At 65.9% G+C, this 26,768-nt stretch carries 29 protein-coding genes and 2 pseudogenes; 14 read left to right on the top strand and 17 right to left on the bottom strand.

Annotated elements, in window-relative coordinates; genetic code table 11:
• Positions 1-10: 10 nt before the first annotated feature.
• Together ACFWY5_RS56205 and ACFWY5_RS56200 are read right to left on the bottom strand one after the other, a co-directional pair.
• Positions 11-346 (bottom strand): hypothetical protein, encoded by a 336-nt coding sequence (locus ACFWY5_RS56205; protein ID WP_379640127.1) that lies wholly within the window; start codon positions 344-346, stop codon positions 11-13.
• 40 nt (positions 347-386) lie between these two features.
• Positions 387-890, bottom strand: coding sequence for a DoxX family protein (locus ACFWY5_RS56200; protein ID WP_379616163.1), 504 nt, complete (start codon positions 888-890; stop codon positions 387-389).
• Positions 891-1,193: 303 nt separating this feature from the next.
• Here ACFWY5_RS56200 and ACFWY5_RS56195 point away from each other — a divergent pair, with 303 nt between their 5' ends.
• Positions 1,194-1,394, top strand: coding sequence for a hypothetical protein (locus ACFWY5_RS56195; protein WP_379640126.1), 201 nt, complete (start codon positions 1,194-1,196; stop codon positions 1,392-1,394).
• 228 nt (positions 1,395-1,622) lie between these two features.
• Here ACFWY5_RS56195 and ACFWY5_RS56190 read toward each other — a convergent pair whose 3' ends face one another.
• Entirely contained in the window at positions 1,623-2,402 is a 780-nt protein-coding gene (locus ACFWY5_RS56190; protein WP_379640125.1) for an alpha/beta fold hydrolase, read from the bottom strand.
• On the opposite strand from ACFWY5_RS56190, the gene ACFWY5_RS56185 reads away from it, so the two are divergent.
• Both ACFWY5_RS56185 and ACFWY5_RS56180 read left to right on the top strand, forming a co-directional pair.
• A complete protein-coding gene (locus ACFWY5_RS56185; protein ID WP_379640124.1) occupies positions 2,392-3,171 on the top strand; it encodes a hypothetical protein in 780 nt (259 codons plus the stop codon). The two genes, ACFWY5_RS56190 and ACFWY5_RS56185, sit on opposite strands and share 11 nt — an antisense overlap.
• 81 nt (positions 3,172-3,252) lie before the next feature.
• Positions 3,253-3,456: a hypothetical protein gene (locus ACFWY5_RS56180; RefSeq protein WP_379616155.1), complete on the top strand. Its 204-nt coding sequence runs from the start codon at positions 3,253-3,255 to the stop codon at positions 3,454-3,456.
• Between the two features lie 426 nt (positions 3,457-3,882).
• Here ACFWY5_RS56180 and ACFWY5_RS56175 read toward each other — a convergent pair whose 3' ends face one another.
• From ACFWY5_RS56175 to ACFWY5_RS56160, 4 genes are all read right to left on the bottom strand, one after another.
• Positions 3,883-4,197: a hypothetical protein gene (locus ACFWY5_RS56175; protein ID WP_379640123.1), complete on the bottom strand. Its 315-nt coding sequence runs from the start codon at positions 4,195-4,197 to the stop codon at positions 3,883-3,885.
• 507 nt (positions 4,198-4,704) lie between these two features.
• The gene (locus tag ACFWY5_RS56170; RefSeq protein WP_379616151.1) at positions 4,705-5,109 is read right to left on the bottom strand and encodes a hypothetical protein; all 405 of its coding nucleotides are present in this window, start codon (positions 5,107-5,109) and stop codon (positions 4,705-4,707) included.
• Positions 5,110-5,586: 477 nt separating this feature from the next.
• Positions 5,587-5,808: a tetratricopeptide repeat protein gene (locus tag ACFWY5_RS56165; RefSeq protein WP_379640122.1), complete on the bottom strand. Its 222-nt coding sequence runs from the start codon at positions 5,806-5,808 to the stop codon at positions 5,587-5,589.
• 53 nt (positions 5,809-5,861) lie between these two features.
• Entirely contained in the window at positions 5,862-6,137 is a 276-nt protein-coding gene (locus tag ACFWY5_RS56160; RefSeq protein ID WP_379616147.1) for a hypothetical protein, read from the bottom strand.
• Positions 6,138-6,521: 384 nt separating this feature from the next.
• On the opposite strand from ACFWY5_RS56160, the gene ACFWY5_RS56155 reads away from it, so the two are divergent.
• Complete coding sequence (locus ACFWY5_RS56155) at positions 6,522-7,322, top strand: hypothetical protein (protein WP_379640121.1); 801 nt, start codon at positions 6,522-6,524, stop codon at positions 7,320-7,322.
• A 220-nt stretch (positions 7,323-7,542) separates the two neighbouring features.
• Here the strand turns inward: ACFWY5_RS56155 and ACFWY5_RS56150 are convergent, their stop codons facing one another.
• Positions 7,543-8,472, bottom strand: a complete 930-nt coding sequence (locus ACFWY5_RS56150) for a hypothetical protein (RefSeq protein WP_379616143.1) — start codon at positions 8,470-8,472, stop codon at positions 7,543-7,545.
• 164 nt (positions 8,473-8,636) lie between these two features.
• Between ACFWY5_RS56150 and ACFWY5_RS56145 the strand changes: the two genes are divergently transcribed.
• From ACFWY5_RS56145 to ACFWY5_RS56120, 6 genes and pseudogenes are all read left to right on the top strand, one after another.
• A complete protein-coding gene (locus ACFWY5_RS56145) occupies positions 8,637-9,101 on the top strand; it encodes a hypothetical protein (protein ID WP_379640120.1) in 465 nt (154 codons plus the stop codon).
• 416 nt (positions 9,102-9,517) lie between these two features.
• Positions 9,518-9,868, top strand: a pseudogene (locus tag ACFWY5_RS56140) (transposase family protein); the annotation flags it as partial.
• Between the two features lie 40 nt (positions 9,869-9,908).
• Positions 9,909-10,439 (top strand): RNA polymerase sigma factor, encoded by a 531-nt coding sequence (locus ACFWY5_RS56135; protein WP_379640119.1) that lies wholly within the window; start codon positions 9,909-9,911, stop codon positions 10,437-10,439.
• A complete protein-coding gene (locus ACFWY5_RS56130; RefSeq protein WP_379640118.1) occupies positions 10,432-11,436 on the top strand; it encodes a CU044_5270 family protein in 1,005 nt (334 codons plus the stop codon). The genes ACFWY5_RS56135 and ACFWY5_RS56130 overlap by 8 nt, the downstream gene beginning before the upstream one ends.
• Positions 11,437-11,644: 208 nt before the next feature.
• Positions 11,645-12,052 carry a recombinase family protein gene (locus ACFWY5_RS56125; RefSeq protein WP_379640117.1) on the top strand — a complete coding sequence of 136 codons (408 nt, stop codon included), beginning with the start codon at positions 11,645-11,647 and terminating at the stop codon, positions 12,050-12,052.
• Positions 12,049-12,270, top strand: coding sequence for a helix-turn-helix domain-containing protein (locus tag ACFWY5_RS56120; protein ID WP_379640116.1), 222 nt, complete (start codon positions 12,049-12,051; stop codon positions 12,268-12,270). The genes ACFWY5_RS56125 and ACFWY5_RS56120 overlap by 4 nt, the downstream gene beginning before the upstream one ends.
• A gap of 114 nt (positions 12,271-12,384) precedes the next feature.
• Here ACFWY5_RS56120 and ACFWY5_RS56115 read toward each other — a convergent pair whose 3' ends face one another.
• Complete coding sequence (locus tag ACFWY5_RS56115; RefSeq protein WP_379640115.1) at positions 12,385-13,437, bottom strand: saccharopine dehydrogenase family protein; 1,053 nt, start codon at positions 13,435-13,437, stop codon at positions 12,385-12,387.
• 141 nt (positions 13,438-13,578) lie between these two features.
• Between ACFWY5_RS56115 and ACFWY5_RS56110 the strand changes: the two genes are divergently transcribed.
• The gene (locus ACFWY5_RS56110) at positions 13,579-14,505 is read left to right on the top strand and encodes an AraC family transcriptional regulator (RefSeq protein ID WP_379640113.1); all 927 of its coding nucleotides are present in this window, start codon (positions 13,579-13,581) and stop codon (positions 14,503-14,505) included.
• Between the two features lie 134 nt (positions 14,506-14,639).
• On the opposite strand, the gene ACFWY5_RS56105 is transcribed toward ACFWY5_RS56110, so the two are convergent.
• The 6 genes from ACFWY5_RS56105 to ACFWY5_RS56080 are packed head-to-tail and all read right to left on the bottom strand — an operon-like array spanning position 14,640 to position 21,331.
• A complete protein-coding gene (locus tag ACFWY5_RS56105; RefSeq protein WP_379627586.1) occupies positions 14,640-15,077 on the bottom strand; it encodes an OsmC family peroxiredoxin in 438 nt (145 codons plus the stop codon).
• Between the two features lie 52 nt (positions 15,078-15,129).
• Positions 15,130-15,900: an SDR family NAD(P)-dependent oxidoreductase gene (locus ACFWY5_RS56100; protein WP_379640112.1), complete on the bottom strand. Its 771-nt coding sequence runs from the start codon at positions 15,898-15,900 to the stop codon at positions 15,130-15,132.
• Positions 15,893-16,633, bottom strand: a complete 741-nt coding sequence (locus tag ACFWY5_RS56095; protein WP_379640110.1) for an isochorismatase family protein — start codon at positions 16,631-16,633, stop codon at positions 15,893-15,895. The genes ACFWY5_RS56100 and ACFWY5_RS56095 overlap by 8 nt, the downstream gene beginning before the upstream one ends.
• Entirely contained in the window at positions 16,627-17,976 is a 1,350-nt protein-coding gene (locus ACFWY5_RS56090; RefSeq protein WP_379640109.1) for a dihydroorotase family protein, read from the bottom strand. The genes ACFWY5_RS56095 and ACFWY5_RS56090 overlap by 7 nt, the downstream gene beginning before the upstream one ends.
• Before the next feature lie 41 nt (positions 17,977-18,017).
• Entirely contained in the window at positions 18,018-20,090 is a 2,073-nt protein-coding gene (locus ACFWY5_RS56085; protein ID WP_379640108.1) for an FAD-dependent oxidoreductase, read from the bottom strand.
• The gene (locus ACFWY5_RS56080) at positions 20,087-21,331 is read right to left on the bottom strand and encodes an MFS transporter (protein WP_379640106.1); all 1,245 of its coding nucleotides are present in this window, start codon (positions 21,329-21,331) and stop codon (positions 20,087-20,089) included. Before ACFWY5_RS56080 ends, ACFWY5_RS56085 begins: the two co-directional genes overlap by 4 nt.
• Before the next feature lie 205 nt (positions 21,332-21,536).
• Here ACFWY5_RS56080 and ACFWY5_RS56075 point away from each other — a divergent pair, with 205 nt between their 5' ends.
• The 3 genes and pseudogenes from ACFWY5_RS56075 to ACFWY5_RS56065 all read left to right on the top strand — a co-directional run.
• Complete coding sequence (locus ACFWY5_RS56075; RefSeq protein WP_379627573.1) at positions 21,537-22,469, top strand: LysR family transcriptional regulator; 933 nt, start codon at positions 21,537-21,539, stop codon at positions 22,467-22,469.
• A gap of 113 nt (positions 22,470-22,582) precedes the next feature.
• Entirely contained in the window at positions 22,583-23,044 is a 462-nt protein-coding gene (locus ACFWY5_RS56070; protein ID WP_379627571.1) for a hypothetical protein, read from the top strand.
• 540 nt (positions 23,045-23,584) lie between these two features.
• Positions 23,585-23,753 (top strand): annotated as a pseudogene (locus ACFWY5_RS56065) (ATP-binding protein); the annotation flags it as partial.
• A gap of 31 nt (positions 23,754-23,784) precedes the next feature.
• On the opposite strand, the gene ACFWY5_RS56060 reads toward ACFWY5_RS56065, so the two are convergent.
• Together ACFWY5_RS56060 and ACFWY5_RS56055 are read right to left on the bottom strand one after the other, a co-directional pair.
• Positions 23,785-24,207 carry a DUF4259 domain-containing protein gene (locus ACFWY5_RS56060; protein ID WP_379627569.1) on the bottom strand — a complete coding sequence of 141 codons (423 nt, stop codon included), beginning with the start codon at positions 24,205-24,207 and terminating at the stop codon, positions 23,785-23,787.
• 779 nt (positions 24,208-24,986) lie between these two features.
• A complete protein-coding gene (locus ACFWY5_RS56055; RefSeq protein ID WP_379640105.1) occupies positions 24,987-26,495 on the bottom strand; it encodes an ISL3 family transposase in 1,509 nt (502 codons plus the stop codon).
• Between the last annotated feature and the right edge of the window lie 273 nt (positions 26,496-26,768).

Genomic DNA, 26,768 nt, shown 5'->3' with positions numbered 1-26,768 from the left:
CTGCTCGGCGTCAGCGTGGGCACCCTCTACAACCACATCCCCGACCTCCAAGAACTCCGCACAGCCCGGCAGCCTTCAGCACCTGACGCTCCCGGCAGCCCCGCTCCCCATCACGCAGGCGGCGATCATCGGCCAGGTTGGCCACGGCGATATCCCAGTTGTAGTCATCACCGAAGGCCTCGAAAATGGTGGCGGCCTGCTCGTGCGCGGCGGTCGCCCCCTCAAGACGCCGCATCTCCTGCAGTGCAAGGCCGAGGTTGTTCAAGGCCTTGCCTTCGCGGCGCCGGTCACCGACCTCCCGCATGCATGCCAGGGCGATGGAGTCGACAGCCAGCTGATCCTCCAAGTGCCGCCGCCAGGACAGGTAGTCGCCGAGGTTTGGCGGCTTAGGCCGCCACGCGCTGGCGGATTTCGTGGACGGGTGCCTGGCGCTCGTGGGCCGGAATCAGGCGGGCGCCCAACGCCCGGGCGCCGATCACCATGGCGGCGGCGGCCAGGACGATGTCCTTGAAGATGTACTGCGCCTCCAGCGTCGGCGCGCCGGGGAACAGGTCGGTGAAGAATAGGACGTACGGTGCGAAGAACCCGGCCATGGCACCGGTCATCACGACCAGCCCGGTCTTCAGCAGCTTGCCGGTGACCAGCGTGAGTCCGATGAAGACCTCCATGCTGGCGATCACGAACTGTGCCGCGTAGCCCGACACCGTTCCCAGGGACAGCTTCTCCAGGGTGGCCACTGACAAGGCCTCCGCCGGGCTGACTCCCGGGAAGTACTTGAGCGTCCCGAAGGCCACGAAGACCAGGCCGAGGCTGACGCGCAGCACGTCGATGCTGTGGCGGGACAGCCAGCCGGTCAGTTTGACGATCATGTTCTCGATGGTTCCGGTCATTTCGTACTCCCGGGTGGATGCCGTTTTCGTCTGGGTTCAGACTCGCGAAAACGTCGCCGGAGAACGTCAGGCCGGCGGACGGACTTGGGCTACGCCGTCGCGCGTACGATGGGCCGGCCCGTACCAGCCTTTCGGCGTAAGGGGTTCTCCCCAGGGGAGGCCGTCGGCCACCTCGGAGCGCACGGGACCCGTACTCCGCGGGGAGTACTTCACCCGAACCCGGCTGCGCTCATCTCATGGCGGAGACAGCGGACGCGTGGTCGAAGTCCTTCTGCCGGACGGGTACGGCCGGAGCGCTGACCTGTGGTAGAGGACTACACCTCGGCGGCGCTGAACTCGGCGCGCCGGCCGCGCGACTGGGCCTGGCCGGAAGAGCAGGCCAGCGTGCTTTTCGCCGGCGAGGTCCCCGTCCGGCGCGGGCTGCGGCTGGTACGCCAGCGCATCTACGCCGGATGGGACGGGGTCTCGTCCCTGCTGCGCTGGGTCGGCAACGTCATCGAGTGACGCACGGCTGAACTGACCTTCACGGGGGTGGAGAAACATCAGCCAGCCCACCGGCCGTCGTGGCCGAGGGGCTGCGGCCAGGTGTCGATGCTGGAGTTGGCGAATCAAGGTCCGCTGTCGGGGGTGTTCACGAGTGCATGTGAGCTGGTGTGGAACATGCCTCACGAAGATCGCTTCCCCACGCGACGTTGATCGTTTCCCGGGCTGGTGTCATGTTGCCGGCTGAGTTCAGTGCCCTGTCTGCGGGGCGTCGAGCTGTCGCAGAACGTCCTCGACTGCCTGGATGATGATCTCGGGTTGATCGTGGGGGATCTGGTGGGTGGCGCGTTCGGCGATGATGAGGCGTCCTTGGGGAGATTGGGCGGCCAGCCCGTGATGGGTGGCGTTCAGGTGCGCAAGCTGGGTCTGGGGCATTCGGGGGCGTTTGCCGGCGATGATCACTCGGATAGGTACGGGCGGCAGAGTGCGCTGGTCCAGTGCATCGGCGACCTCGCGCATGTGGTGTGGCATGGCCGCCAGGGTGCCGGCGAGTTCACGGATGGACCGGGAGGTCTTGGAGGGCATGAGCGCGCGCAGGCGGAGCAGTTTCGCGGCGAGGGCGAACGACGTCGTGCGCACCAGCGCTGAACCGGGTGGCGTCTGGCTGACAGTGGGGTCTACGAACACCAGCCCTGCTATGTCGTCGGGGTAGCGCAGCGCGTAGAGCTGGATGGCCAGCCCCCCGTAGGACCATCCGGCGAACACGGCCGGCAGCGGAAGATCAAGGCTGCGCAGGAGCCGATGCAGATCGTCGGTCATATCGGCGACGGTGCGTGCTTGCGGGCCGTCGGACCGGCCGGCGCCGGCTCGGTCATAGGTGACCAGGGTGGTCAGTTCGGCCAGCTTGGCTTCCAGTTCCGTTCCCCAAGCGCCGCCAACGCCCTGCCCCGCGCCGCCGCAGTCGAGAACCAGGGTGGTGCCGCGGCCTCGGACCTGCGCGCATAGCTTGCGCTCGTCGATGTCGACCAACACGGTCCTCGAGGTGCGGCTGCCAATGCCACTGCCATCAACATTCATGCCGTCAACTTACATTGACATCACCATGGCGTCAATCTTGATTGACGCCAAGAGGGTTGACGCACCCGAAGGCGTGCACAGGTACGAGGGGCTGTCGCCGGGGTATGGCCGCGTCGACGTGAACGCCGAGCGCCGCCTCCCGGATCTTCGCCTCACTGGCTCCGCCGATTTGCATGGCGTCGATGAGCGCCGCGGCGTACTCGTCAAGCGCGAGAAGGCGTTGTCCGGCGGTGTCTCTACGCTGGCCTGGCGACGTGGCGACGTGGCGACGTGGCGACATGTCGAGTTGACGGCTCGCTGGCAGGCGCGTTGGCCGGACTGCCCGCCGATCGGTCATGAGCTGAAGCGGTATTACACCTCGCGCTGGGTCCGGTTCCACAGCCTTCCGGGGTCGAAGCGGTATGCGGATACTCCCGCCGAGTACGACATCCTCCTTGATCGGCACAACACCGTGCTGACGGAGTTGTTCGATGGCCAGGATGCGCTCATAGTCATGGTCACGCATTGTCGGGCGGGAAGACCTGCCGTTCGAGGCGTCGCTGGAAGTGTGGCTCTACCGCGTTCGGACGTCCTCGGAGCAGAAATAGGGGCAGGTGTCGTGGTCCTGTCACTGGACGTGGCGCGAGCGCTGGCAGTTGATCAGCTTCGGCGGCCAGCCTGCTCCGGATCGAGACCGCTGGACCTGTTCCTTCACCGCCAGCACATCGGCAGTCGGCTCTAGCTTGGCCGTGTTGCTGGGTGGGGTGATGGCACAGGGTTGAGCAAGTCTCGCTGGCCTGGGCTGGGGTGTGCACAAGTCGTGATGGCGTACGAACGCGGCCAGGACGTTGCGGATCTTGCCTGCGTCGCGTGGGGAGTCGGATGCCAGGCGCTGGAGGGCGTAGATGCCGCCGAGCCGTACGTCCTGCTGGTCCGAGCCGAGCTGCTCGACAGCTTGGGTGAGGCGGTGACGTGGCCTTCCCGAGCGATTCTCGTGGTCTCGCGGGCGGTCTCCACGGTGCTGTAGCAGAGGCCCAGGGCGGTGAAGGCGCCGCCGCCGATCACCACGAGGCCGGTGGCCGACTGGATGAGGGAGTGGCGGGCGGCGTTGAGCGCCTTCACTCGTTCAGCGATGGTCATCTGCGACCGGTCCGCCGGGGTAGGGGGGCGGATTGCCCGGTGAGGCCGCGCGCGACGGGCCCGGTAAGGAAGGCGGTCCCGATTTCGGCCGCGATCAGGCTGGCCCTGTCGGGGTCTGCTGGGTGAGGCAAACACCCGATTCTCCTGCTGGTTACGGTGCGTGGGTGCGCGCCCGGAGAAACACCCGCCGGCTCGCAGGCGTGCTGGGCCAGCTCACCGTGAGCCACCTTCTTCTCGGTGGGGTCACCGGGAGCGGGCTCGGGGGATCTTCGGCTGTCACCTTCTCGGTCGGGCGTGGTGTGCAAAATGGAGGCTACGTGGCTACGTCACGCAGTTCGGCCACGGCCTGGTCTGTCGCGGACGACCAGGCCGGACGCTCCTGCGGGGTGGCTCCGGTGGGCAACTGCCTGGCACTGGAGGCAGTCCGACTCATCCGGATACAGCGCCAGGCCGTGGTCCAAGAGGTCAGGTCGTCCTCGGTGCCGCCGCATCCATGGATGAAGGCCTGCACGAGCTTGAGCGTGGGCAGCCGCGGCTGCTTGTTGGAGTCCAGCGCTTCGCACAAGGTGCTGGCGCCGACCGCCTTCTCCGCCTTGATGGCGATCTCCCGGTAGGACGGCGCTTGCACAAAGCCCGCTGCTTCTACGCTGAGCCCCGGTTAGTCACAGCGCACGGTTTTGCTGTGCGCCGGGCTGCCGGTGCAGGTCTGCGCTGGAGCAACACTTGTAGAGACCTTCCGGTCTGCTAGCCCTCCGGCGTCAGTATCCTCGCACCCACAACTCGTGGGTGCGCCATTCGCCAGGGCCGGCGACGGTGGTCCAACAGGTGAATTTGCGCCATGCTCCGTCGTGGATACCGTCCCATCCAGCGGCTTGGCATCGACCGCAGGAGTCGGTGCCGACGAACGCGCGGACGCGAACGAATCCGCTACCCGGCGGGGTTGCCGTACAACCAAGGCGGTTGACGGTTTGGGTACTCGCCGGGCGGGACGATGAGTTCCGAGCTGATGCGCTTTCCCGTGCCTGCGCCGGCATCGCGGCGGCGCCCAGCCCGGCGAGCATGATCATGGCCACCGCTAGGTTCCGGAAGCCGGCCACGTGTGTTTTGCGCATGGATTCCTCCTCACTGTGTGGATTCAGCGAACGTCTTTGCAGGCAAGCCCGACTGACGGTCCCGTCGGCGGCTGCTGCAGGTCCCAGCCCTCCGCGCATGCTTTGCCAGCGCCTCGTCCGAGCGTGGTGATGGACGGGTTGGCTCTGATGTCGGAGTACCGATTGACGCCAGGCCCCCAGATGTGGACGTGGCCGAAGAATCCGTGGCCGCTGCCGGTGATGTAGTACTTGGAGGCATTACCGGTCAGCGTGACGCAGGTCTTGAAATTGCATCCGTGAGCATCCTTCAGGGCCGCCTTTTCATCGGAAACAACTCGGATACACACCTCGCCGCCGCAGGTGTATTCGGCGGCTGCGGCCGGCGGGCTGGTCGGCGCCATCGTGGCGGCGGTGATCCCTCCCGCGAGCACCATTGCGGCTACGTTCATCGCGTCCCCTCCTTGCGTCGCGGCTGCGCGCGGGCCGGACTAAGACCAGCGCACCCCCCTGTGTATCGGGAGCCGCATTCAACACGCATTCACAACGCATTCGACGCCGATGTGTGTCCGTGACCGACGCGCGGTCATGGCGGGAGCCTTCTTGCCGGTGGACCTCAACCAGGCTGGCACGGCCCTCACGGTTGGCTAATCTGATCAATAGAGGGTGAGGAGGGGGCCGATGACTGTCTCGATGGCGATAGCAGCCCTGATGCTGCTCACGGTTGCGGCGATCGCGGTCCGTTCGGCGTGGTCACTGCTCTTCCGCAAGGCTCCCGTGCCCAGGCGTCGGGCCCAGGGCCGACGCCTGCCGTACCACGGTCCATCGGATCACGCCGGCCAGTATCCGATGCCCGGCGCGGACGGTATCGGCTGTGACCCCAGGTAGCTCGGGCAGCACCGGCGGCTGAGACCGAGCCCGGTGAGCGCTCAGCTTTCCTCCTGTAGCCGCAGGTCCTCCGCCAGGTTCCTCTGGGCGATGCTCAGGAGGTGATCATCATCCACCTCCCGGAAGATGGCGGTGGCCTGCTTGTGCCCGGTGATCGCCTCCTCGAAGCGCCGCACCTCCGTCAGCGCGATGCCGAGATTGTTCAACGCCATGCCTTCGCCGTACCGGTCACCGACCTTGTGGGTGCCGAAAAATCCATCCACCTGTGTTGAGCTGTAGTTTCTCCGGTGTTGATCACTCTTGTCTGAGCATCCGCTCAACTAGGATTGAGCGGATGCTCAACGGCGCCGTCGTCGACCCAGTGCCGCCAGTGCGAGCGGTCGTAGCCGGCGCGCTGCTCGGCGGCCATGGGCAGTTCGGCGATCGCCTCGCTCAGCAGCTGCCCCTCCGCAGGTGCGGCTCTAGTCACGGCGGCGGTGGCGGCGTCGGGCAGCAGCGCGGTCAGCAGCAGGATGAAGGTCAGTAGACACGCCCCCGCCAGACCCCTCGGCGGGGTCGTTTCACATCCGCTCGTGCTCAATGAGCGTGTCACCTACATCAACATCTTGAGTGACCGCGCACAGGTGGTCAGCGTCTAATCGCATACCGAGGTGGGAGCTGGCCATCGCCGAACGGGTCGACCCGTTGAATACCATCGCCTGTACTACTCCATCGCCACATTCGTCGCCGACCTGCTCCCCACCATGGGGCAGAAGTTCGGCGGGTGTCGGGTCATGACCGCCGCCGTCGCGCCGCGAAAGCGCGGGCGGACTCGCGACGGAGATAATTGCCCGTGAGCCCCGATGCGCATCAGCCCGGGGGGAAATCTGGTGATCGTCTGGGCCTGTGCAAGTGGATAGGTCGGACGATCGCGATGATCACTGCGTTGGGAATCTGAGCCCCTCCCTGGGCGCCTTCTGTATTGCATGATGATGTGATGAGGTGGCGCGTGGTGGTCGCGGCGGCGATCGTCGTGGTGTTCCCAGCGGCGTGTGGAGATCCGAGCCCTGGGCACGTTCTTGGGGTGCTGGGCGTTCCCACGGAGGCGTTGAGCGATTCGGGAACCGTCGGCATTGCGAGGTTCCTGGTGGCGGCCGATGGCTCGGTTTCGGTCAAGGCTAGCCAGAGCGTGCCGGTGCGACAGCTCGAGGATTCGGGCACCGGATGGAGTCTCACCTTGAACACCGCGAAAGGTACCCTCAAATACGCGATCGCCGCCCCCGGCACCATCAATGTGGTTGTCTCTGGAGGAAAGCTGCGCACCCACCAGGACCGAAATGTGCCGATCGCAATCGACATCCCATCCGGGCGCGTCACGACCGTCGCCGTGCTTGACAGCCTCTCCCAACACGTAAGCACCGCGGCCCGCTTCACCCTGGAATGGGGCAATCGATTCGACAACATGGATTTCGACACTGGCCTGTTGTCGGAGCCAGGGCCCGGAACCGACCTCTTCCGGAGCCATCGGCTGTTCTCTCCCCTGTTCTCCACGACAAACGGTGCCAAGATCATGAAATGGGAGAGCTACCCTTCTCCCACGCTGGCCGATTGCGCTGTGGTGAGCCCGGAGCAATGGAAGACCACGGCGCCCCGCTGGGGTGGCGGCTCCATTTACTGCGTCCTGACAAGCGAGGGCCGGTTCGTACTCTTACACTTCTCCTTCGTTCAGTCGCCGGCCACGGGTCGCACAACCAACTTTGTGTCCTACGGCCTCTGGCGCACATCACCGGAAATCTAGAGAGCTCCTCAAGGAAAGGTCCCTTGTTGCGGGACAATCCGCCCACGGCGAGCGATCGTACACACGCGGCTGACAAGGGGTGGGGATCTCAGTGATCGCGCCGAGCTTGGTATGGACCGCGAGAGCGTAGGCCGCGACACCCATGCGATCTCCCCGCAGGAAGTGTGCAACGGGCCGGTACGGCGGGACTCTCGCGTCGATGAGTCCTTTCCTCCCGCCATCAGCGCTGGGAGGAGGCTGTTGCGGCTTCTCGCTCCATCATGGTGATCCTGATCATGATGTCACCGAACGGATCGTCGGGCGCGGAGTTTCGACCAGGCACGAATTCGTCGGCCAGGCAAAGTGCCGTCAGGCGAATCGCAGTGGCTTTGACAGCCGTGAGCGGTTGCTGCCCGGTGAACACCGGGATCGCGATCCCTTCGAGACGCCTTGCAGCGTGGCGCGCCCACGACCTTGCCGTCATGCTGTCGAGCACTTTCCGCCCGTCGCGAATCTTGCTGGCCAGGTCACCGGTGGCCGCAGCCTGGCAGCGGGCCGGCCTAACGCGTGCCGCCTTGCACAGGACGCCGGCAACCCGGCGGCGCCATGCACGTTCCGGCGCCTGGCTGAACATATGGTGGCCGATTTCGTAGTACAGGCTTCGTCGGAAGACACGATCAAGAGCGCGCTCTAGCAGCCGCGATCCGACCTCCCCGATCCCCAGGTCGTCGGGCAGGCCTTGGACGGCATCGACGGCGTGGTCCCGTTCGTCGTGCCACTGCGCCGCCAGGTCACCGATCCGCTGTTCGTCGTGGCAGATGTCGGGATCGGCGGCGAGGCTGAAGGCCGAGTGCGCGTTGCCTGCGCGGCGAGTGGCGGCCCTCAGCCGGTCCACCGCGTCTGTTGCGGCTGTGAGGTCGCGGTCGACATCGTGGTCGGGGACTAGCGCGCGAGCCAGATCCCGTGTGGTCGTACTCGCCCGCTCAAGCTCGCTGCGACAGTCGTCGACCATGTCGCCGGCCACCCACAGGCCATGTTCGCCGCGATGGTGGCGGATGTTCCATATGGCGCGGATCAGCAAGATCCGCGCGAGTAACGGCGCCGCCCGGTCGACGTCGGCTGCGATGTGATGAGCAAGCGTCCTTCGGCCGAACCCGCTGGGTCGATCCACGACGGGCTCCCGTCCGCTGGGCCAGCTTTACCTGCAAAGAAGTTAACCACGAGGAGAATCGCCTGCGACCTGTGTACGAGCGACGATTCCCGTCAGGGCTTATGCCTGTCGTGTGCGGCGCCTTTTGGATACTCGCCCTCATTGTGGTGTTAGCCGTCTTTGCGATGGCAGTCGAGCCGCGCGACATTCAAGCCGCTGACGCATTCGAGCGGTTTTTTACGGTTGCGGTGGTGACGGCTGTGCTGACCGCGATATTTGCCTGGCAGACAGTGACCGACTGGTCATACGAGCATCGAGGCGGCGTCACGTCCTGCACCATCGCCGCCATCGATGAACATGTCGAGCATCATGAGTCACCAGGAGGCAGTCGCGAGAGCCGCTACTACACTCACCCGATGGAATGCGATGTCAAGAGTGTGACCGAGTGGAGAACCGTCGCTGAACAAGCTGTAACGCCCGGGTACCACCTCGAGTTGGAATACGATGTCACCCGTCGATTCGAACCTCGGTCCGTCGAATCGCATCGGGCCTGGCAAACCTCCGCCCAGATCATGCTTGGCTTGTTCGTGGCATCATCGCTGATACACCTTGCCTTCATTACCTACATCTTCCGCAATGCCTCAACCTAGCGATCTTTGGTTCGTGAAGTTTCAGGACGTTGTGTCAAGTTCTCAGAACGCTCGAAGGTAGACGGGCGTGCTCGACGTAATCGTCAACACGGGTGTGGCGGACCTGGCCCAGATCTTTCACGATCATGATCGAGCAACCTCGGGGCCATGTTGATCATGGTGTTGGGTGTGATGGTCCGGTTCCGGGCACGCCGAAGGCCCGACGGTCGCCGGGGTGCAGCCCTTGGTGGGCCGGTGGCCAGGGCCTTTCTTCTCGTCGAGACGGCGGGATCGAGGGGCAAGTAAAGGTGGCCAGTGTGCGGAGCAGTGAGCCGTTTTCATCCCCGGACGGCGAGTTGCTGATCACAGCATGATCGCGAGAGTGGCGTTCGCCTGGAGGCATGGCGAAACCTCTGGTAGACGGGTTGATCACCACAATCCATCCGTCACAACCAGGGGCCTCGGATGCTTTCTATCGTGCTGCCGTCGATTTGTCGCGCTCAACCCTGAACTACCTCGCCGACCTCATCCGCCGGCACCGCAAGGCCATCGGATCGACCTGGCGGCTGCTCAACCCGGGACAGCAGGCCCTGCTGGTGCTGGCCTACCTGCGCAAGGGAGAGACGTTGCCTGCGCTCGGGGCCGGATTCGGGGTCTCGACGGCGACCGCGTGGCGGTATGTGGAGGAGACCGTGATGCTGCTGTCCGCGCGCTCGCCCAAGCTCGGCCAGGCACTGCGCAAGGCCAAGCGGGACGGGCTGCACTCGGTCGGCCGCGATCCGGTCGATGTGGATCAGCGTGCCGTCCAGCACCAGGTGGGAGCCCGAGGTGTTCGGGGAGATCTTCCGCAGGCACGCGGCTGAGATCAAGAGATTCGTCGTCCGCCGTCTCGGACTCGACGTCGCCGAGGACGTGGTGGCGGAGACCTTTCTCGCCGCCTTCCACCAGCGCGGTCGCTACGACCTGGCCAGGCACAACGCGCTGCCCTGGTTGTACGGCATCGCCACCAACCGTATCGGCCGCCACAAGCGCACCGAGGCCAGACAGCTGAACCTGCTGGCCCGCACCGGTGTGGACCCGGTCACCGAACCCTTCACCCCGCGCAGCGACGAGCGGCTGAGCGCCCAGGCCGTACAGCAGCGCCTGGCCGTCGCGCTCGTCACGCTGCCCGCCGGGCACCGCGACGTGCTGCTCCTGGTGACCTGGGGCGGCCTCAGCTACGCCGAAGCCGCCGAGGCGCTCGGCATCCGCGTCGGAACGGTCCGCTCACGCGTCAACCGCGCCCGCGCCAAGATCCGGAAGGAACTGGGCGGGACCGACCCCACAGCACTCGTCATCGAGGAGGTTCGCCATGGATGAGCTGGCCCAGCTCGACAACTTCCGCTCAGAGGTCCCCGCGCAGGAGGACCTGCGGGCCGAGGCGGAGCGCCTGATGGCCGGCATGTCGGCGCCGGTCCGCCTCGGCTTTCGCCGCCTCGGACTGCGCGCCGCATTGGCAGGAGGTCTGGCGACCGCGGTGGGATTGGCGGTGTTCCTTGTCCAGAACCAGCCCGCCCCGACGCCGCCCCGGCCGATGATCCGCACGGTCGTGGCTGTGGAGGTGCTGTCGCGGGCGGCCGAGCACGCCGGCAGCCGTCCGGAGCTGCGTCCCAGGCCTGGCCAGTTCCTCGTCTATGAGTCGCAGAGCATGGACACCTCCGAAGGCGACGCGGGGATCTGGCTGTCGCGCTCCAAGCGCACGATCTGGCTGCCGGTCGAGGGCAGCGCGGTCAAGGGAGTCCTGCAGGAGGAGATCCTGGCGCCGCTGCCGTATCCGGGGCGCACGCTCCCACCGGCCGCACGCGCGGAGCAGGAGCAGGCCCTGGTGGGCAAGCCCGGCCGTCCGGAGCGGGCGGCCGACTTCGATGACCGCGCCGAGTTCCTGCGCAACGACTACGCCTACGTCAGCAAGCTGCCTTCCGACACCGAGGGCATGCGCGAGCACCTCTACACGCAGGTGCCCAACGACGGGTTGCAGGACTACGAGGCGTGGAATCGGGTCGGCGGGCTGCTCCAGGAGTCCTATCTGCCCGCCGCGCAGCGAGCCGCGCTCTTCCGCGCCGCGGCCACGATTCCCGGAGTGGTGACGGTGAAAGAGTCGCAGGACGCCGCGGGGCGCACCGGCATAGCCGCGGCGATGGTCTCGCCCAACGGGATCAGGGAGGAGTACATCTTCGACCGAAAGACCTACGACTATCTCGGACGCAGGGGGATCGTCGTGGACGCGAACGTGGCCGATGCTCCGGTCGGGAGCGTGGTGTCGTCGAGCGCGCAGTTGAAGGCGAGCGTCGCCGACAGCGCACCGATCGTGCAGTAGACGACGCGACGGGCCTCGGGCAGACGGCATGGAAGGAACCTGTAGCGCTTGGAAACTCACACGTAGCGCCTGAGCTGCAATGACGCGACAACCCCGCAACTCCTGTTGAACAGTCGCTCAACAGGAGTTGAGCGCATGTTCAACCATGAGTGATCGATACAGGAGAAGCTGCAGCTCGGCATAGGTGGATGGATTTTCGGCACCCACAGTGTCGACCAAGGATCAGCGGCTCGACCGGCAGGCCCTGGCGCTGAAGGCCGCGGGCTGCATCTGGACCTTCGCCGACAAGAAGTCCGGCAAGGACGCCGAGCGCGAAGAGCTCACCAAGGTGCTGGACTACCTGCGACCAGGCGACACCCTTGTCGTCCCCTCCCTCGACCGGCTCGCCCGGTCCCTGCAGGGCCTCATCACGATCGTCGCCGAACTGCGTCGCCGCGGCGTCGGGTTCCGATTCCTGAAGGAAGCTCTCGACACCACCACGCCAGGCGGGAGCCTGGTTTTCAGGTGTTCGCCGCCCTGGCCGAGTTTATCCGCGAACTCACCATCGAGGGCACCAACGAGGGCCTGGCCGCCGCCAAGGCCCGCGGTGTTCGGCTCGGCCGACCGCCCGCGATGACCCCCGAGCAGGTCCGGCACGCCCACGCCCTGCTCGCCCAGCCCGACGCCACCATCGCCTCGATCGCACGGCTCCTCGGCGTCAGCCGCTCCGCCATCTACAAATACGTCCCCGAGCTTAAGCCCGGCAGCGACCACCAGACCATCGCCATCCCCGCCCAGCGCCTCGAACTCACCACGGAGACCGATCAAGCGAGAGGTGGCTCACCGAAGCTGTAGGAGTTCCAGGCCTTCTGGCAGGGGCTTCGCGGCGATCTGGGACCTTCGCTCAGTCCAGCGAGCCATCCAGACGATCACACACCGTGGCTGATCGTTACCGGAGAAGGCTCGTTGTCAGGTTGCCGGCGCGTCCTCGATGGTCCACAGGATCCCATGCGGGATGAGAAAGTCGAGGAACGCGGTCGGGTGGTAGGCCTGGGCGGGCGCGAGTACTCCCGGCTTGGCAGGGTCGGCGATGAGACGGCGGATGCTTTCGACGGCGATCACCGCGGTCGTGCCATAGGTGTCGGAGCCTTGGACGATGCCGCGGGCGCGGCGGCCGTCGGAACTGATGGCGTCGAGTACATAGGTGAAGTGCTGGGTGCGGCGGCTGTCCTCATCGGGTCCTTCCGGCAGGCTGTCGATGATCTCCGGTGTGAGCGGGGTGTTCAGCTGGTCGCCCAACGCCGCCTCGGTCAGTCCCTCGACATGCCGGACGCGGATGTGACGGGGAATGGTCACCACCTCCGACACAGGGAAGGCCATCACCGGGGTCGCCTCCGACTGTCCGGGCAGTCGGATCGCGGTGTGGCGCGTGGGCATGCTGGGACGCCAGTCGCCATCGTAGTAGGTTATGCCTCCCGTCTTGATGACGTCGATCGTTTCGACCAGCGAGCGCAGCGAGCCGCGTGACATGGCGCCGCCTCCGACGACCATGTGGGTGGTGACGATCTCTTCGACCGATTCCAGGCGGTCGGCCAGGATCTGGGCCATGAGGTCTACCGGCACGCAGCCGTCGTTGGCGGCGGGTACGACGGTGACCCCGGCGTTCTCCGCCTCGGTCGCGAAGGTGTCGAAGATCTTCTTGACGTAGAGCTGCTCGCCTGAGGTGTCGACGTAGTGGCAGCCGGCGGCGATCGCGGCGCGGACCACGGCCTCACCTGAGGAGGTGAACGGCCCGGCGCAGTTGATGACGCCGGCGCAGTCGTGGAACGCGCTGACGAGCGCCTCATGGTCGCTGGTGTCGGCCACGCGTCGTTCCGTGTCGGAGAGGCCAACCGCCGAGGCGGCCGCCTCCAGGCGCGCGAGATTGCGTCCGGCCAGAACTGCGTCGATGCCGCGTCGCGCCAGTTCGGTGAGCACGAGCTTGCCCTGATATCCACTCGGGCCATAAACGGCGATCTTCATGTCATGTCCTCACGATGGGGAGCTGCGCGGTTGCTCAGCCATCAGCACAGTAAGGCGCTGACACAAGACGGCTGAATGCGCGATACGCTCCAGGGTTTGCGTCATCGTCTTTGTGAGATCGCCATTGGTTAACCTGACTGGGTGGATGTGCTGTCTGATGTGGTGAGTGCGGCGCGCACCGGTCGACCCCACTCGGGCCGGGTGACCAGGTCCGCTCCCTTCGCCCTGCGGTCTGCGGCGGTGCCTTCCTCCGGGTTCCACATCGTTCTCCAGGGAACGTGCTGGCTTCTCCCGCCGGAGGGTGAGCCGATCGCGCTTGGGCCGGGCGACGTGGCGTTCCTGCCGCGCGGATCCGCACACGGTTTGGCCGACGACCCATCCACCTCGGTAAGCGAGCCGCCCACAACGCTCACCGGAGTCCAAGATGGCCGCAACGACGAGACGTCAGCCGACCGGCCGCCGACGGTGGTTATGCTCTGCGGCGCCTACCTCCTGGACGGATCCGGGCCACACCCGCTCCTGAACGACCTGCCCGAGGTCATCCACCTACCGACGCGGGTAGGGCGCCACCAAGAGCTCCGCGCCGCGGTCGAACTCCTCGGCGTGGAACTGGACAGCGACGACCGCCCAGGCTCCGACACCATCCTGCTCACCCTGCTGGATCTGCTCCTGCTCTACATCCTGCGCGCCTGGTTCGAAGAACAGCGCGTCTCCGGCCACTCCGCCACCGGCTGGGCCTCGGCCCTGCACGACCCCGCCGTCGCCGCCGCCCTCCGCGCCATCCACGGAGACCCGAGCCGGCCATGGACCGTCGATGAACTGGGCGCGCAGGCACGCCTGTCCCGCGCCGCCTTCGCCCGGCGGTTCACCCATCTGGTCGGCCAGCCACCGCTTACCTACCTGACATGGTGGCGGATGACCACCGCCGCCCGGCTCCTGCGCACCTCCGACGCCCCCGTCAACACGATCGCCCAGCAGGTCGGCTACAGCTCGCAGTACAGCTTCACTCACGCCTTCAAACGCCAGTACGGGTCACCGCCCGGCAGCTACCGGCACCACGCTGGCTGAAGTACAACACCCGGGTAGGGATCTTCGAGGTTTGGCGGCCTATGACACGTTCGTTAACGGCACCCCGACTCCTTGACATTCGGGTCCGTCAGGGTTTCTCTGCCCGGGGCGGGTGCCCGATTCCTGATGCTCTGTCAGCGCTTCCTGCCGATGGATACTTCGGCGGTCGCGCGCAGCATGCTGGAGACCGGGCAGGAGGCGTCGGCGGCTTTCAGCAACTCGTTGAAGGCGTCGTCGTCGACGCCGTTGATGTCCGCGGTCACCGAGAGTCGTGAGCCGGTGATGTGCCACTTCGATTTGATTCGTTCAAGGCCGACTTCGGCGCTGATCTCCAGCAGGGTAGCCGTAAATCCCGCCTTGCCGATGGTCGCGGCCAGGGACATGGCGTAGCAGCCCGCGTGCGCGGCGGCGATCAACTCCTCTGGGCTGGTCTCGCCATCGGGCTCGCCGGTCCGCTTGGGGAAGTTCAGCGGGGCGGCGGCGAGTGCTGTGCTCTGGGTCGTCAGCGCCCCGGAGCCCTTTGCGATATCTCCGGTCCACTGGACCACTGCCGTTCTGGTGATCGCTGCCATGGGTAGCCTTCCTTACTGTTGTGATGGTGGTGTTGGTGTGTGAGCGGCGGCGTCACCATGCCGTCCAGCCTCCGTCGACGGGAAGTACCGCCCCCGTGACATAGGACGCCTCGCGGCTCGCGAGGAACGTGATCGGGCCCGCGATGTCGAGGGAGGGGTCGCCCAGACGGCCGATCATGGTCCGGTTCTCCATCCAGCCGAGGCGGCCGGGGTCCTTGGAGAGCGCGGATGTCATGTGCGTGGGGTAGAAGGTTCCCGGCGCGATGCAGTTGACGTTGACGCCGTGCCGGGACCATTCCGAGGCCAGGGCCCTCGTCAGGTTGGCGACCGCCCCCTTCGAGGTGAAGTATGCGGGTTCGGGGATGGGGCCCGCGAGTGCCGCGTACTGTGAGGCGACGTTGATGATGCGGCCGAAGCCTCGCTCCAGCATCCCCGGTGCGACGAGGTTGCTGACCAGCCAGCTGGCGGTGACGTTGACGTCCTGGATCTGTCGCCATTCCTGGAGGCTTGTCTTGAGGCTGGGCTTCCTCAACATGATCCCCGCGGCGTTGACCAGGATGTCGATCCCGTCCACGTCCTGCAGGTGCTTCTGAAGCACGGTGGCGACTGCCGCGCTGTCGGTGAGATCGACGGTTAGGACGTCGCCGCGGACGCCGTATTGGCGCACGGCTTCGGCAGTGGCCTGGGCCCGCTCGTCGCTCGCCGGGTGCTCCAGGACAGCAGTGTCCGCACCACGGCTTGCGAGGGCGCGGGCGGCTGCTGCGCCGAGTCCGCCGTCACCGGCTCCGGTCACGAGGGCCCGCAGCCCCGACAGATCAAACATCGTCCACAGCCTCTGGCGCGTTTCGGGCACTGATCCGGCGGCTCAGGTGCTCTTGTGCCTCGCGGGTGTCGATGACGTCTCCGTATTTGAGCCATATGTCGAACAGGGTGACGCGCTGGGACAGGTCGATGCGATCAGCGGTGGCATCACGCAGGACGGCTACGCGATAGCCGTACCCGGCGGCGTCAACCGCAGTGGCACGGACGCAGCCACTTGTGGAGAGTCCGCCGATGATCACGGTGTCGACTCCGTGGGCGGACAATCGTTCGTGCAGGTTGGTTTGGTGAAAACAGCTCGCAGCCTCCTTCCTGAGAAGGATGTCCGCTGGGCCGGCTTCGAGTTCGGCGGCCAGTTGCGTACCGGGTGCTCCGTCGACGAAGGCGGCGGCATTGCCGCGTTTGGCCGCGAAGGTGTTGTCCTGCTCGGTGCCGGGTGCGTAGGCAATCCGGCTGAGCACCACCGGGACGCGCTGATGCCGGGCCATCCGCAGGAGGGGAAGCGAGGCTCGCATGGCTCGCCAGGCCTTGGCCCCGCCTGCGGATGGGTTGCGGGCGAGTTGGTCCAGGAGGGGGACGTCGTCTCCCAGATATGCGTACTGGAAGTCGACCAGGATCAGTGCGGGCTGTGTACCGAGGGCCCGTGGTGTTCCGTAGCCGGTGCTTTCCACGACCACGCGGTCGCTCGCGGTGAGTTCGGGCAGGAGGTCGTCCGTGACCGCGTTCCAGTTCAGCATGTCGGCTGCCTCCCCTCGGTGTGGACCGTGCGCCTCAGGAATCGGCCGCGGTCGTCGTTGACGAGCACGCCGTCCGCGAGGACCGGCACTCCGCGCACGAAGGTCGACTTGACCGTCAGCGGGACCGACCGTCCGTGGTAGGCGGAGTAGCCGGCGGTGGTGTGCTGATTGTCCCCGTTGATGGTTGACGGGTGCTCCAGGTCGACGATCGTGATGTCGGCGTCGGCCCCGACGGAGAGGGTGCCCTTGCCGGGGAGGCCAAAGATGCTCGCGGGGTTCGACGTCGTGACCCGGATGAGATCGACCACTGAAGCGCCCCGGGAGGCGAGCAGACTCCACATCAGCGGGAGGAGCGTCTCCGTTCCGGGCATCCCGACCGGGATGTCGGCGTACGGCGTTGCCGGATCCGTCTTGGTCGCGCGGGTGTAAGGGGCGTGGTCGGAGGAGACCACGTTGATCTCCCCGCTCAGGACCGCATCCATCAGCACTCGCGCATCACGCGCGCTGCGCAGGGGTGGGGCGACCTTGGCCAGTCCGCCGAGGCGCCGAGCGTCGTCCTCCGTCAGCGTGAGGTACTGGGGGCAGGTCTCGGCGTAGACCTCCTGCCCTCGGGCTCGGGCGAGCTTGATCTCGTCAAGTGCGCGTTCCGATGTCACATGGACGACGTAGACGGGGCACTCGGCGCGTTCTGCGATCAGAAGGGCACGCCGCGTCGCCTCAGCCTCCGCCCATTCGGGACGGTTCAGCGAGAAGCGCCGGACCTCATCGACGTCGGTACGGCCGGCGTTCTGCTCGATCAGGGCGCAGGTGACGTCCTCCAGTTCGGCGTGGACCATCGCCAGACCGCCGAGGGCGGAGATCTGCGTCATCGCCCGGAACAGGAAGGCGTCATCGACCATCATTTTGCGCGCTCGGTTGATCATGAACATCTTGAAGGTGTTCACGCCCAGTTCGGTCACATCGCCGAGCTGTGAGATCGTCTGGGGCTCGTCGGCGATGGCCGCGTGGAGTGCGTAGTCGATGGGGACCGTACGGTTGCTCCCGCCACCGAACTCCTGCACCCTGTGCAGGAGGTCCGTTCCCGGGGCGTTCATTCCCATGACGAAGCCGATTGCCGTGGTCACCCCGCCGTACGCGGCCGACTCCAGCATCTGCTCGAGCGTGTCGCTGTGTCCGGACCACGTCCGGAAATGCGTGTGGGCGTCGACGATGCCGGGAAGGACATGTTGTCCGTCGGCGTCGACGCTGGTTCGGGCGTCGAGGGTGCTGCCGGGCGCCATCAGGGCTGCGATCTTCCCGGCAACCACATAGACGTCTGCTGCCTCGGTGCGGCCGTCGGTCACGATGGTGCCGCCCGTGATTGCGAGGTCGTACATAGATCTCCCTAGTTGTGGGTTGTCACGGACAATGGGCTGACCGACGGCCGGCCGGTATCGAGGAGATCTCCCCCCTTCCGTCCGAGGTAGGGGGTCCGCAGAGGTGGCCCGGGCCACGTGCCAGAGGTATCGACGCCGACCAGATAGCCCGCGCCCCGGCCCTCGTAGGTGGCGTCGAGGGCGGTGCGGGGGCTGTAGGCGTCGCCGATGAGGTGCACCGGGCCCCGGTAGTCGGCATCGTGGAGGGCGCTCACCAGCGCGTCGTTCGCGCGGCGGGGGGATACGCGCACGATGTGGACATCGTCGAGCCGGTGCGAGGTTCCTTCGAAGCGTGGTATCACCGCCACACCCGCACCGGAGCTTTCTATGGTCGCCAGGGTTCGAATTCGCACACCCAGTTCCTTGAACCGGGCGTAGAGGGAAAGCCGCGAATAGACGGTGATGTTCGGAAGCAACGCATCCATGGCCGTCACCAGCCACACCTCATGCTGGTGGGCCGCGAGATGGACCGCGAGGGACGCGCCTGGCCACCCACCGTCCTCATCGATCACGACAACGCGCTTGTGCGACCCGTCAGCCGCGATCGCGTCCTCGGGGACGAGTTCCCCTTCAAAGGCGGGTGCAGGTTGCGATCCGGTGGCCACGACGACCTCGTCCCATTCACCCGTGGCGATGTTCTGCGCAGACAGTTCGGTGTTCAGCCGTACGGTCACGCCGGCCCGTTCGACGGCGCGTTGCAAGTCGTCCACCAGCAGCCCGAACCGCGCGCGGTCGTGCAGTCGGCGGATGGTCGACACCTGCCCGCCGAGCTGGGCCGAGCGCTCGATCAGCACGACCTCGTGACCGCGCGATGCCGCTGCCGACGCGGCTTCGAGGCCGGCGGGTCCGCCTCCCACAACCAGGATGCGGCGAGTGAGCCGTGGGACCGGGATCGCCTTCCACTCTCGTTCGAACCCGGCTTCCGGGTTCACGACGCACCGAATGGGGAGCGTCTTCTCCAGCCGTCCCACGCACGCCTGGTTGCAGGCGATGCACGAGCGGACCTCCGAGGCCCGGCCCTCCTGGTGTTTCCTGGCGATTGCCGGGTCTGCGATGTGGGCGCGGGCCATGCCCACCAGGTCCGCAGCGCCCGAGCGCAGCAGGCTGTCCGCCATCGCGACATCGTCCATCCGGCATACCGCGAGCACCGGAGTCGCGGGGAAGGCGAGCTTGAACCGATGCGGATAGTTGCGGAAGGGTGCGGAACCGAAGGACATGTCGGCCATCTGCGTGGCAAGCGAGTAGTCGCCGACATACGCCGAGTGGCTGACATGAAGGAAGGCGATGGGGAACTCGTCCATGAGCGCGGCACAGATATCGATCATGGCGTCGATGTCGAGGCCGTTCGGGAGCATCTCATCGGCACTGACCCGCAGGCCGATAGGCGCATCCGATGAGTTCGCGAAGACGGCGGAGAGCACCTCGCGCACGATCCGCAGTCGATTGGCCGCCGTACCGCCATATGCGTCGCTTCGAGAGTTGGTGGCAGGGGAGAGAAACTGCTGCAAGAGGTGACCGTGGCCGATGTGGATTTCAGCACCGTCGAACCCCGCGTGCAGGAGCCGGGCGGTGGTTCGGGCGAAAGAATCGATGAGCAGGCGAATCTCGGCTTGGTTCAGCACATGCGGTGTCTCCTGGCCGGGTGACCAGGCGAGGGCACTGGGTGACCACAGGCCGGTCCACTCACTGCCGTCGTGCCGTCCGGTGTGCATGACCTGACCGAACAGCCGCGCGCCTTCGGCGTGTACGGTGCTGGCCATGTCGGCGAATGACGACTCGCTCTCGCTGTCGTAGCCGCCCAGACCGAAGCGACGAAGACTCGACGGGTGGACACGCACTGCCTCGGTGAAGATCAGGCCGGCTCCTCCGCGCGCCTTTTCGGCGAGATAGGCGATGTAGCGTTCGCTCGGCCGGTTGTGCAGCGCGAAATTGGTGGTGTGCGCGGGTACGTATAGCCGGTTGCGCAGGTGGACGCCGCCGATCGCGGTGGGGTCGAACAACCGTGTCGGTGTGCGGGGCTCGGCGTCGGAGGAGACGGTCATTCTTGGCCTCGCTTGGAGTTCGTGGACACGCTGAGGACGACGACGAAACAGATCGCCGCTATCCCGATCACGAGAATGGTCGGCGCCATCGGTGAATTCGTGGTCTCGATCAACAACGTCGCGACGAACGGTGTGAAGCCGCCCAGAATCGCCGAATGGAGGTTGTACGGCAGGGAGATGGCGCTGTAGCGGATCTCGGTCGGAAAGATCTCCGTGAGCAGCGCGGCGAGCGGGCCGAACATGCACGAAAGAGCCAGGCCCATCGGCACAATGGCCAGGAACGCGAGAGCTGGTACACCCGTCGAGAACGCGAGGAACACGGGATACACCAGAAGCCCGGTCATCGCGTACCCGGTCAGCATGACCGGTTTGCGGCCAACGCGATCAGACCAGCCACCCGCGAACGGCATCGCCAACACGAAGACTGCCTGGAGGGCGAGCGTGATCGCCAGCGCCATGGCCTGGCCGAAGAAGTGTTGGGTTGCGAGAAAGGTCGGCAAGAACGACAGGAGCACGTAATACGCGGGCGAGGCCGGCAGCCAGAACGCTCTGAAGAGATCCATCGGATGCTCGCGCAGCGCCGTCACGATGGGCAGCCGTTTGCCAGGGGTGGCGGCCTTGGTCTTGACGGCCTGGAACTCCTCCGTGTCGGCCAGTTGCCGGCGGATGAAGTAGCCAGGGACAACCATGAGCACTCCGAGCAGGAACGGGACTCGCCACCCCCACTCGCTCAGGGCTTCCGGGGTGAGGAGTACGGAGAGGACCACGCTGACGATCGCCCCGAGCATCATGCCGAGGGCCAGGCTCGCCTGCTGAAAGCTTCCGACAAAGCCCCGCTTGTGAGGCGGCGCGTTCTCCGTCAGATAGGCGATCGACCCCCCGATCTCGCCGCCCGTCGAGAATCCCTGCAGGAGACGGCAGGCTACGAGCGCGACCGCGGCCCCGAAACCGATGTCCTGATACGTCGGCAGGAGCCCGATGGCGAGGGTGGCCGCACCCATGAGGATCAGCGCGATGGAGAAGGCTCGTCTTCGACCGTGCACGTCGCCCACATGTCCCAGGACGACGGCCCCGAGCGGGCGGGCCACGAAGCCGACACCGAACACGGCGAAGGATGCGAGAAGCTGCACCGCCTCGGAGGATGAACTGAAGAACTTCTCCCCGATGGTTGCGGCGAAGTAGCCGTAGACGGCGAAGTCATACCACTCCAGGACGTGGCCCACCGTCGCGGCGGCGACCACCTTCTTCTGAACCGGTTTTGGACTCGCGGTAAACGTGCCGGGAGTACTACTCATCACATTGTCCCAATCAAGGCGCTAGTGCCGCATATGCCGTTGAGTGCCGGATAAGTGTCCAACAGGAGTGCAATGCGTTGTTCAGCAAGAGTGCACCATGCCGTGGCATGAGTCCAGCGTGAAAAACTCCAGAGAGCTATGATAAGAACTTATGACCGTGACCATGCGCCAACTGCAGTACTTCGTCGTCTGCGCCGAACTCGGCACGATGTCCGCAGCAGCTCAGGAGTTGCACGTCTCCCAGTCGGCGATATCTCTGGGAGTGGCACAGCTCGAGGCGCGGCTGGAGGTGGACCTCCTCGTGCGTAACCACGCACGGCGGCTCCAGCTGACACCAGCCGGACGCGAGTTGCTCGTCGAAGCGCGGCAACTGCTCTCGGACATGAACGAAATGATCGACCGGACCCGCGCGCAGAGCAGAACGGCGAGCGGCCGATTGACCGTGGGGTGCTACCAGACCCTAGGCCCCATGCTGCTCCCGCCTGTGGTCGAGGGGTTCGAGGCCGCACGCCCGGACGTCGAACTGCACGTGCGTGAAGGCGGGGCCGCAGATCTGTGCGAGGCATTGACATCGGGGGAGTTGGAGACGGCGATGCTCTACGACCTCGACGTCATCGACGGTGTCACGTCGTTCCCACTGACGACGGTGCGCCCCTACGTCCTGCTCTCACCCAACCATCCGTTGGCCGCCCACGAGACGCTGTCCGTCGCACAGCTCCAGCACGAGGACATGATCCTTTACAATCCGCCGGGCGACTACTACCTCGGCCTCTTGAAGGAGCACAACGCCGCGCCACGCGTCCGGTACCGCTTCGACAACTACGAGACCGTACGCTCCTTCGCGGCCCGCGGCCTGGGCTACACGCTCCTGCACCAGCGACAGTCCATCGAAGCCAGCTACGAGGGACGTCCGCTGACAGTACGCGAACTCCGCGAGGACCTGCCTACCCTTCAAGTCGTTCTGTGTGTGCGGCAGAACGCACGCTTGACGGCGCGTACCCGCGCCTTCATCGAGTTCACCCGCGCGATGTTCCACACGGCACACCACACAGCCGCCGACGACCAGCTCTCGGGCGGTTGCTGAACAGCCGTGCGATGTTCGAGGGTGTGGGCGGCCAGGGCGTGGTGAGTTGGCAGCTTTGCGTCAAATGCTCAGCTCCTTCTCGCGGGATGTCACGTTGCTGCAGCGCAAGCGTCATGTCTTATGACGCGGCACCGGTGCAGCTGAAATCCCTGCTTCCGATCTCCGGTACTTGCATCCCGCTGGTCCGATCCCGGCCGACCTCGCCGTGCTCGCGCAGGATCCGATACATCGTCGATTCCGACGCCAGCGAAGTGCCCTCATCCAGCAGGGAGAAGTACGCCGTGGCCGGCGAGGTGTCGGCGAAGCGCTCGTTCAGCACCGCGCGGACGTGGTCGCGGCCTGCGCGGCCTGGAGGGCCTCGGTCACTGCTCGCCCCGATCCGGCGGCGTCTCGCTGCTGGTGGCGAGCTGATCCAGCAGCGCGAAGAGCTTTCCCTGCACCTCGATCACTTGGCGGGTCTTACCGAGCTCGGCACGCAGCCGCTCGACCTCCGCCTGCAGCGCGTCGATCTCCTTGTCCCGCGGATCCGCCTTCGGCCGGCCGGCCGGCCAGCCAGCGCCTGCTCCACACCGTGATCCCGAGCCGTCCGCCAGCTAAAGATCAGCGACGAGTACAGCCCCTCCCGGCGCAGCAACGCGCCCTTGCCGGCCTTATCCAGCCTGTCGTACTCCTCCAGGACCCGCGCCTTATAGGCGGCAGAGTAGAGCGTGGACTTGCTCGTTCGCGCACCTGAGGATCGGGGATCTCCGGATCCGGCTTGCTTGCTCCCACGAAGGGGATATCTCCTTCCCCACCCTCAGCACAGAGTTTCATGCCTGTTTGTTACCTCTGGCTATTTTGACAAGGAGGGGACCGGTACAAGCTGGTTACGAACACCCATGGCCGGTTCAGGTGGGGCGTGCCGATGCGCAGCGTCGGCACACCAAGAGCACAGACCCCCGCTTGGCCCGAAGTGTGGCGGGAAGCCCATCGCCGATCCGATCGTGGAACGTCATGGCGCTCCTCGCAAGGATTGTTGCCCCATGATGTGGCGGAGAGTCGGCCACGCCTGCAACGTGCGGGCGGTCCGCGCCTCTGTCGCGCCCGGAGGCGGAGGTGGCGTGGCCGGTGGCCACATTCTGACCTCGAACAAGAGCTTCAGATGAGTGGGGCCAGGTCTTCTCCGACGAAGTCCTCGCCACCGCCATCCTCGACCGGCTCCTCCACAACTGCGACGTCATTTCGATCAACGGCCCCAGCTACAGACTCAAAAACCGGCTCAAGAACATCGAACGAGACGCCTGAGCCCGCCTGGTCGAGACGACCCGCGGACTCTTCACCCTGCGGGATTCAGCAAAGCTCTGATCTGCTCGACCTCTGCACGCCAGGCTGCCGCATCATCCCGGTCGACCCAGCCCGCCGACATCCCAGAGCCCTCGTCAAGCGCACGGGAAAGCGCCTCGACGGCCAAGACCCGCAGCTCATCAGGGAACTCAACCAGCGGCCCTTCAAGAGCGCCATCGGCAGAGGCATACTGCCCGCCCCCAGGACACTGGCCCGCGATCAACGCAGCCGCCGCGACAGCCTCGGCGCCCTCATCGAAACGACCCCTGCTACCCGCCATCCGCTCCAAAAGCTCACGGACGAGCACAAGCTGAATATCCGGATCAGCCCTATGCAGCTCATCGATGAAATCGGCGGCGTAATCACTGTCGAACGGACCCGGACCCCACGTCCCCACCAACGCCTCCCGCTCCATAAGGACCTACCGAAACAGCATCTCAGACCACCAGGGCCCTGCCGATCACCTCATGAACCCGTGCACATAAACCCGTACCTGATGGAGCACTCACAGCTGTACGCCGACACGAGTCTCGGCGAGCCGGCCGCAGGATGACTCAAGACAGCCTCGGCGTCGCGGGCATCGTCGGGCATCGAATAGAATTGATCAAGCGTCGGCCGCTTCTCGCGGGTCCGACGCTTTCTTTTATGTCCACTGACCCCACTCCGCAGCGCCCTCGCGGACCCCTCTTCCACGCCATGATCACCGATCCGCGCGGCGACCAGTTGCTACCGCTGGCAATGCTTCGAGAACGCTACCCAGACCTCCACACACGCCACATCGCCAAGTACGCCGGCCGAAGGCACCTTCTCCGTGAACGAGTGATGCCGCTCGAGTGCTCCTGGGCCGACGTGGTCTTCCTTTCACCCGTCAACCCCATCGTGCTGTTCGACGCGATACGGAGCGCCGGGCTGCCCATACGCAACGTCCCGATCTGGACACTCGATGCCTTGCAACTCGACCCAGTACGATGCTGCATCCGGCTCATGCGTGTCACCCCAGGCGCCCGAACTGCCGACCCCGGCACCGAGGACGACTATCTCCCACTGACCACCGCCACACTGCGGGCCGTCTCCGAGGTGACCTACATCGCCAGAAGCCTGCTCGAGACCGGCGGGATCAGACCACGACTGCACCCTCAACCGGGACTGTACGGTTTTCGGCTCTGGCCCGCTTTCGGTGGTGACAGATCGTGGTTAGCCGAGCAGGATGCGGTGGCGAAGGAGCGCGAAGCCGGCTCGCCCGTACATCTGCCTCTTGATCATTTTCGTTTTAGTGTTGACGCCTTCGGTACCGCCGTTGTGGAACGGGAGGGTGAGGGCGGCGTTGATGGCGGCTCGGTCGTAGTCCAGCCCGCGGGTGAAGGCGTGCAGGTGGGGTAGGTCGACCTGACGCGCTTGGTCGATCCAGGCGGTCAGTCGCTGGTCGTTGTCCTGCTTGGGGTCGAGGAGGGCGGCGAAGTCCCGGACGAGTCCGGCGAGCATGGTCATCTCGTGGCAGGCGGCGGTGGCGGCATCCAGCCGCTCGGCGTGATGCTCTTTGAACTTGCTCGGTTCGGTGAGGAGGAGACTGGCCAGGCGCTTGGGCGAGATCGCGGGCCGGTCGCATTCGACCCGGCCTTGGTTGATGTAGCGGTAGAGCAGGTTCTGGCTACCGGTATAGCCGAGCTTCTTGATCTCGACGAGGAGTTGCTGGACCGGGACGGCGGGATCTTCGGCCCGGCGTTGGCGCAGATGGTCGCGGAACGGGTCGACCAGCGTGGGCCGGTACTTCGGCACGCGCACCAGCCGTTCGGGTTCGCTGACCCGGGCATAGCGTTTCACGGTGTTGAGCGCCAGGCCCAGGCGGCGGGCGCACTCCAGCAGCCCGACACCCTGGTCGAGTAGGGCATGGACCTGCTGCCAGCGTTCGCGCGTGGTGGTGGCCCGCGTCCCTTCTTTTGGCGGTGGGCCGGTCTTGCCCCAGCAGAGCGAGTGCGCGGCGACTTCCTTCACCACGGCTTCGGCCAGGTTGTGCCAGATATGCCAGCGATCACCGACCTGCACCGCTTCGGGCAGGGCGCGACGGATCGCCTCGGCGTAAGCGCCGCTGCTGTCACGGCACACCACCCGCACACCGGGATGGGCTCGCAGCCACGCCTCCAACGTGTCGGCCTGACGGTCGGCGAGCACATCGATCCGCTCCCGCGTCACCGCGTCGATGATCACCGTGGCGTAGCGGTGCCGTTTGCGGAGGGCGAAGTCGTCTACCCCGATCACCTCCGGCGTCGGACGGACCGGCAGGGGCAGAGACAGCAGAGACCGGACTGCGGTCTGCCGCGACATCCTGACTCCCAGTACGGCCAGCAGCCGAGATCCCGCTCGCCCGGCCAACTCGCGCACCACCGCGCCCACCTGCGTGCTCAAGACCATTGTGCGGCGCTGATACGGTTCGGCCAACCCGGGAAGCGGCTCCCGGAATGTCTGCCGCTCGCACCCGACCGTCGCGCACCTCAACCTCCGAAACCGTAGTCGCACCAGCACCCGCTGCCCGCCCAACGGCAGGTCAGCCAGCTGCCGATCCACATAGCCGTGCACCCGCCCGACTACCCCGCAACCGGGACACGCTACCGGCGCGCCCCGGGACGCGACATGCACCACGATCGACGCGGTCCCGACCTCGGCTTGAACGCTGCCGATGGCCAGGTCGGCCAACTGCGGAAACACCAGCCTCGCAAGATCCTTTACGTCACACCGGCGTCACGCTGACACAGCACGCCGAGATAGCCATGCACCGACACGAGCTATCACGTTCCGTCACCACCGAAAGTGGGCCAGAGCCGTTCTTTGTACAGTCCCGGCCAGAGCGTCACTCAGGCGTTCTTACTGCTCTCAGCGGGTGTCCGCGGGGGTATTTCTCCAGGTGTGGAAAGTGATCTTGCTGGAAAGTAATTGATCGGCGGGCGGGGGCCCGCTTCTTCGGGGGGAGAACGACGTGTC

This window comes from Nonomuraea sp. NPDC059007, from assembly GCF_042740555.1.
Lineage (GTDB): Bacteria > Actinomycetota > Actinomycetes > Streptosporangiales > Streptosporangiaceae > Nonomuraea.
The sequence above is the reverse complement of the archived record's forward strand: the minus strand, read 5'-3'. Positions and strand labels throughout refer to the sequence as shown.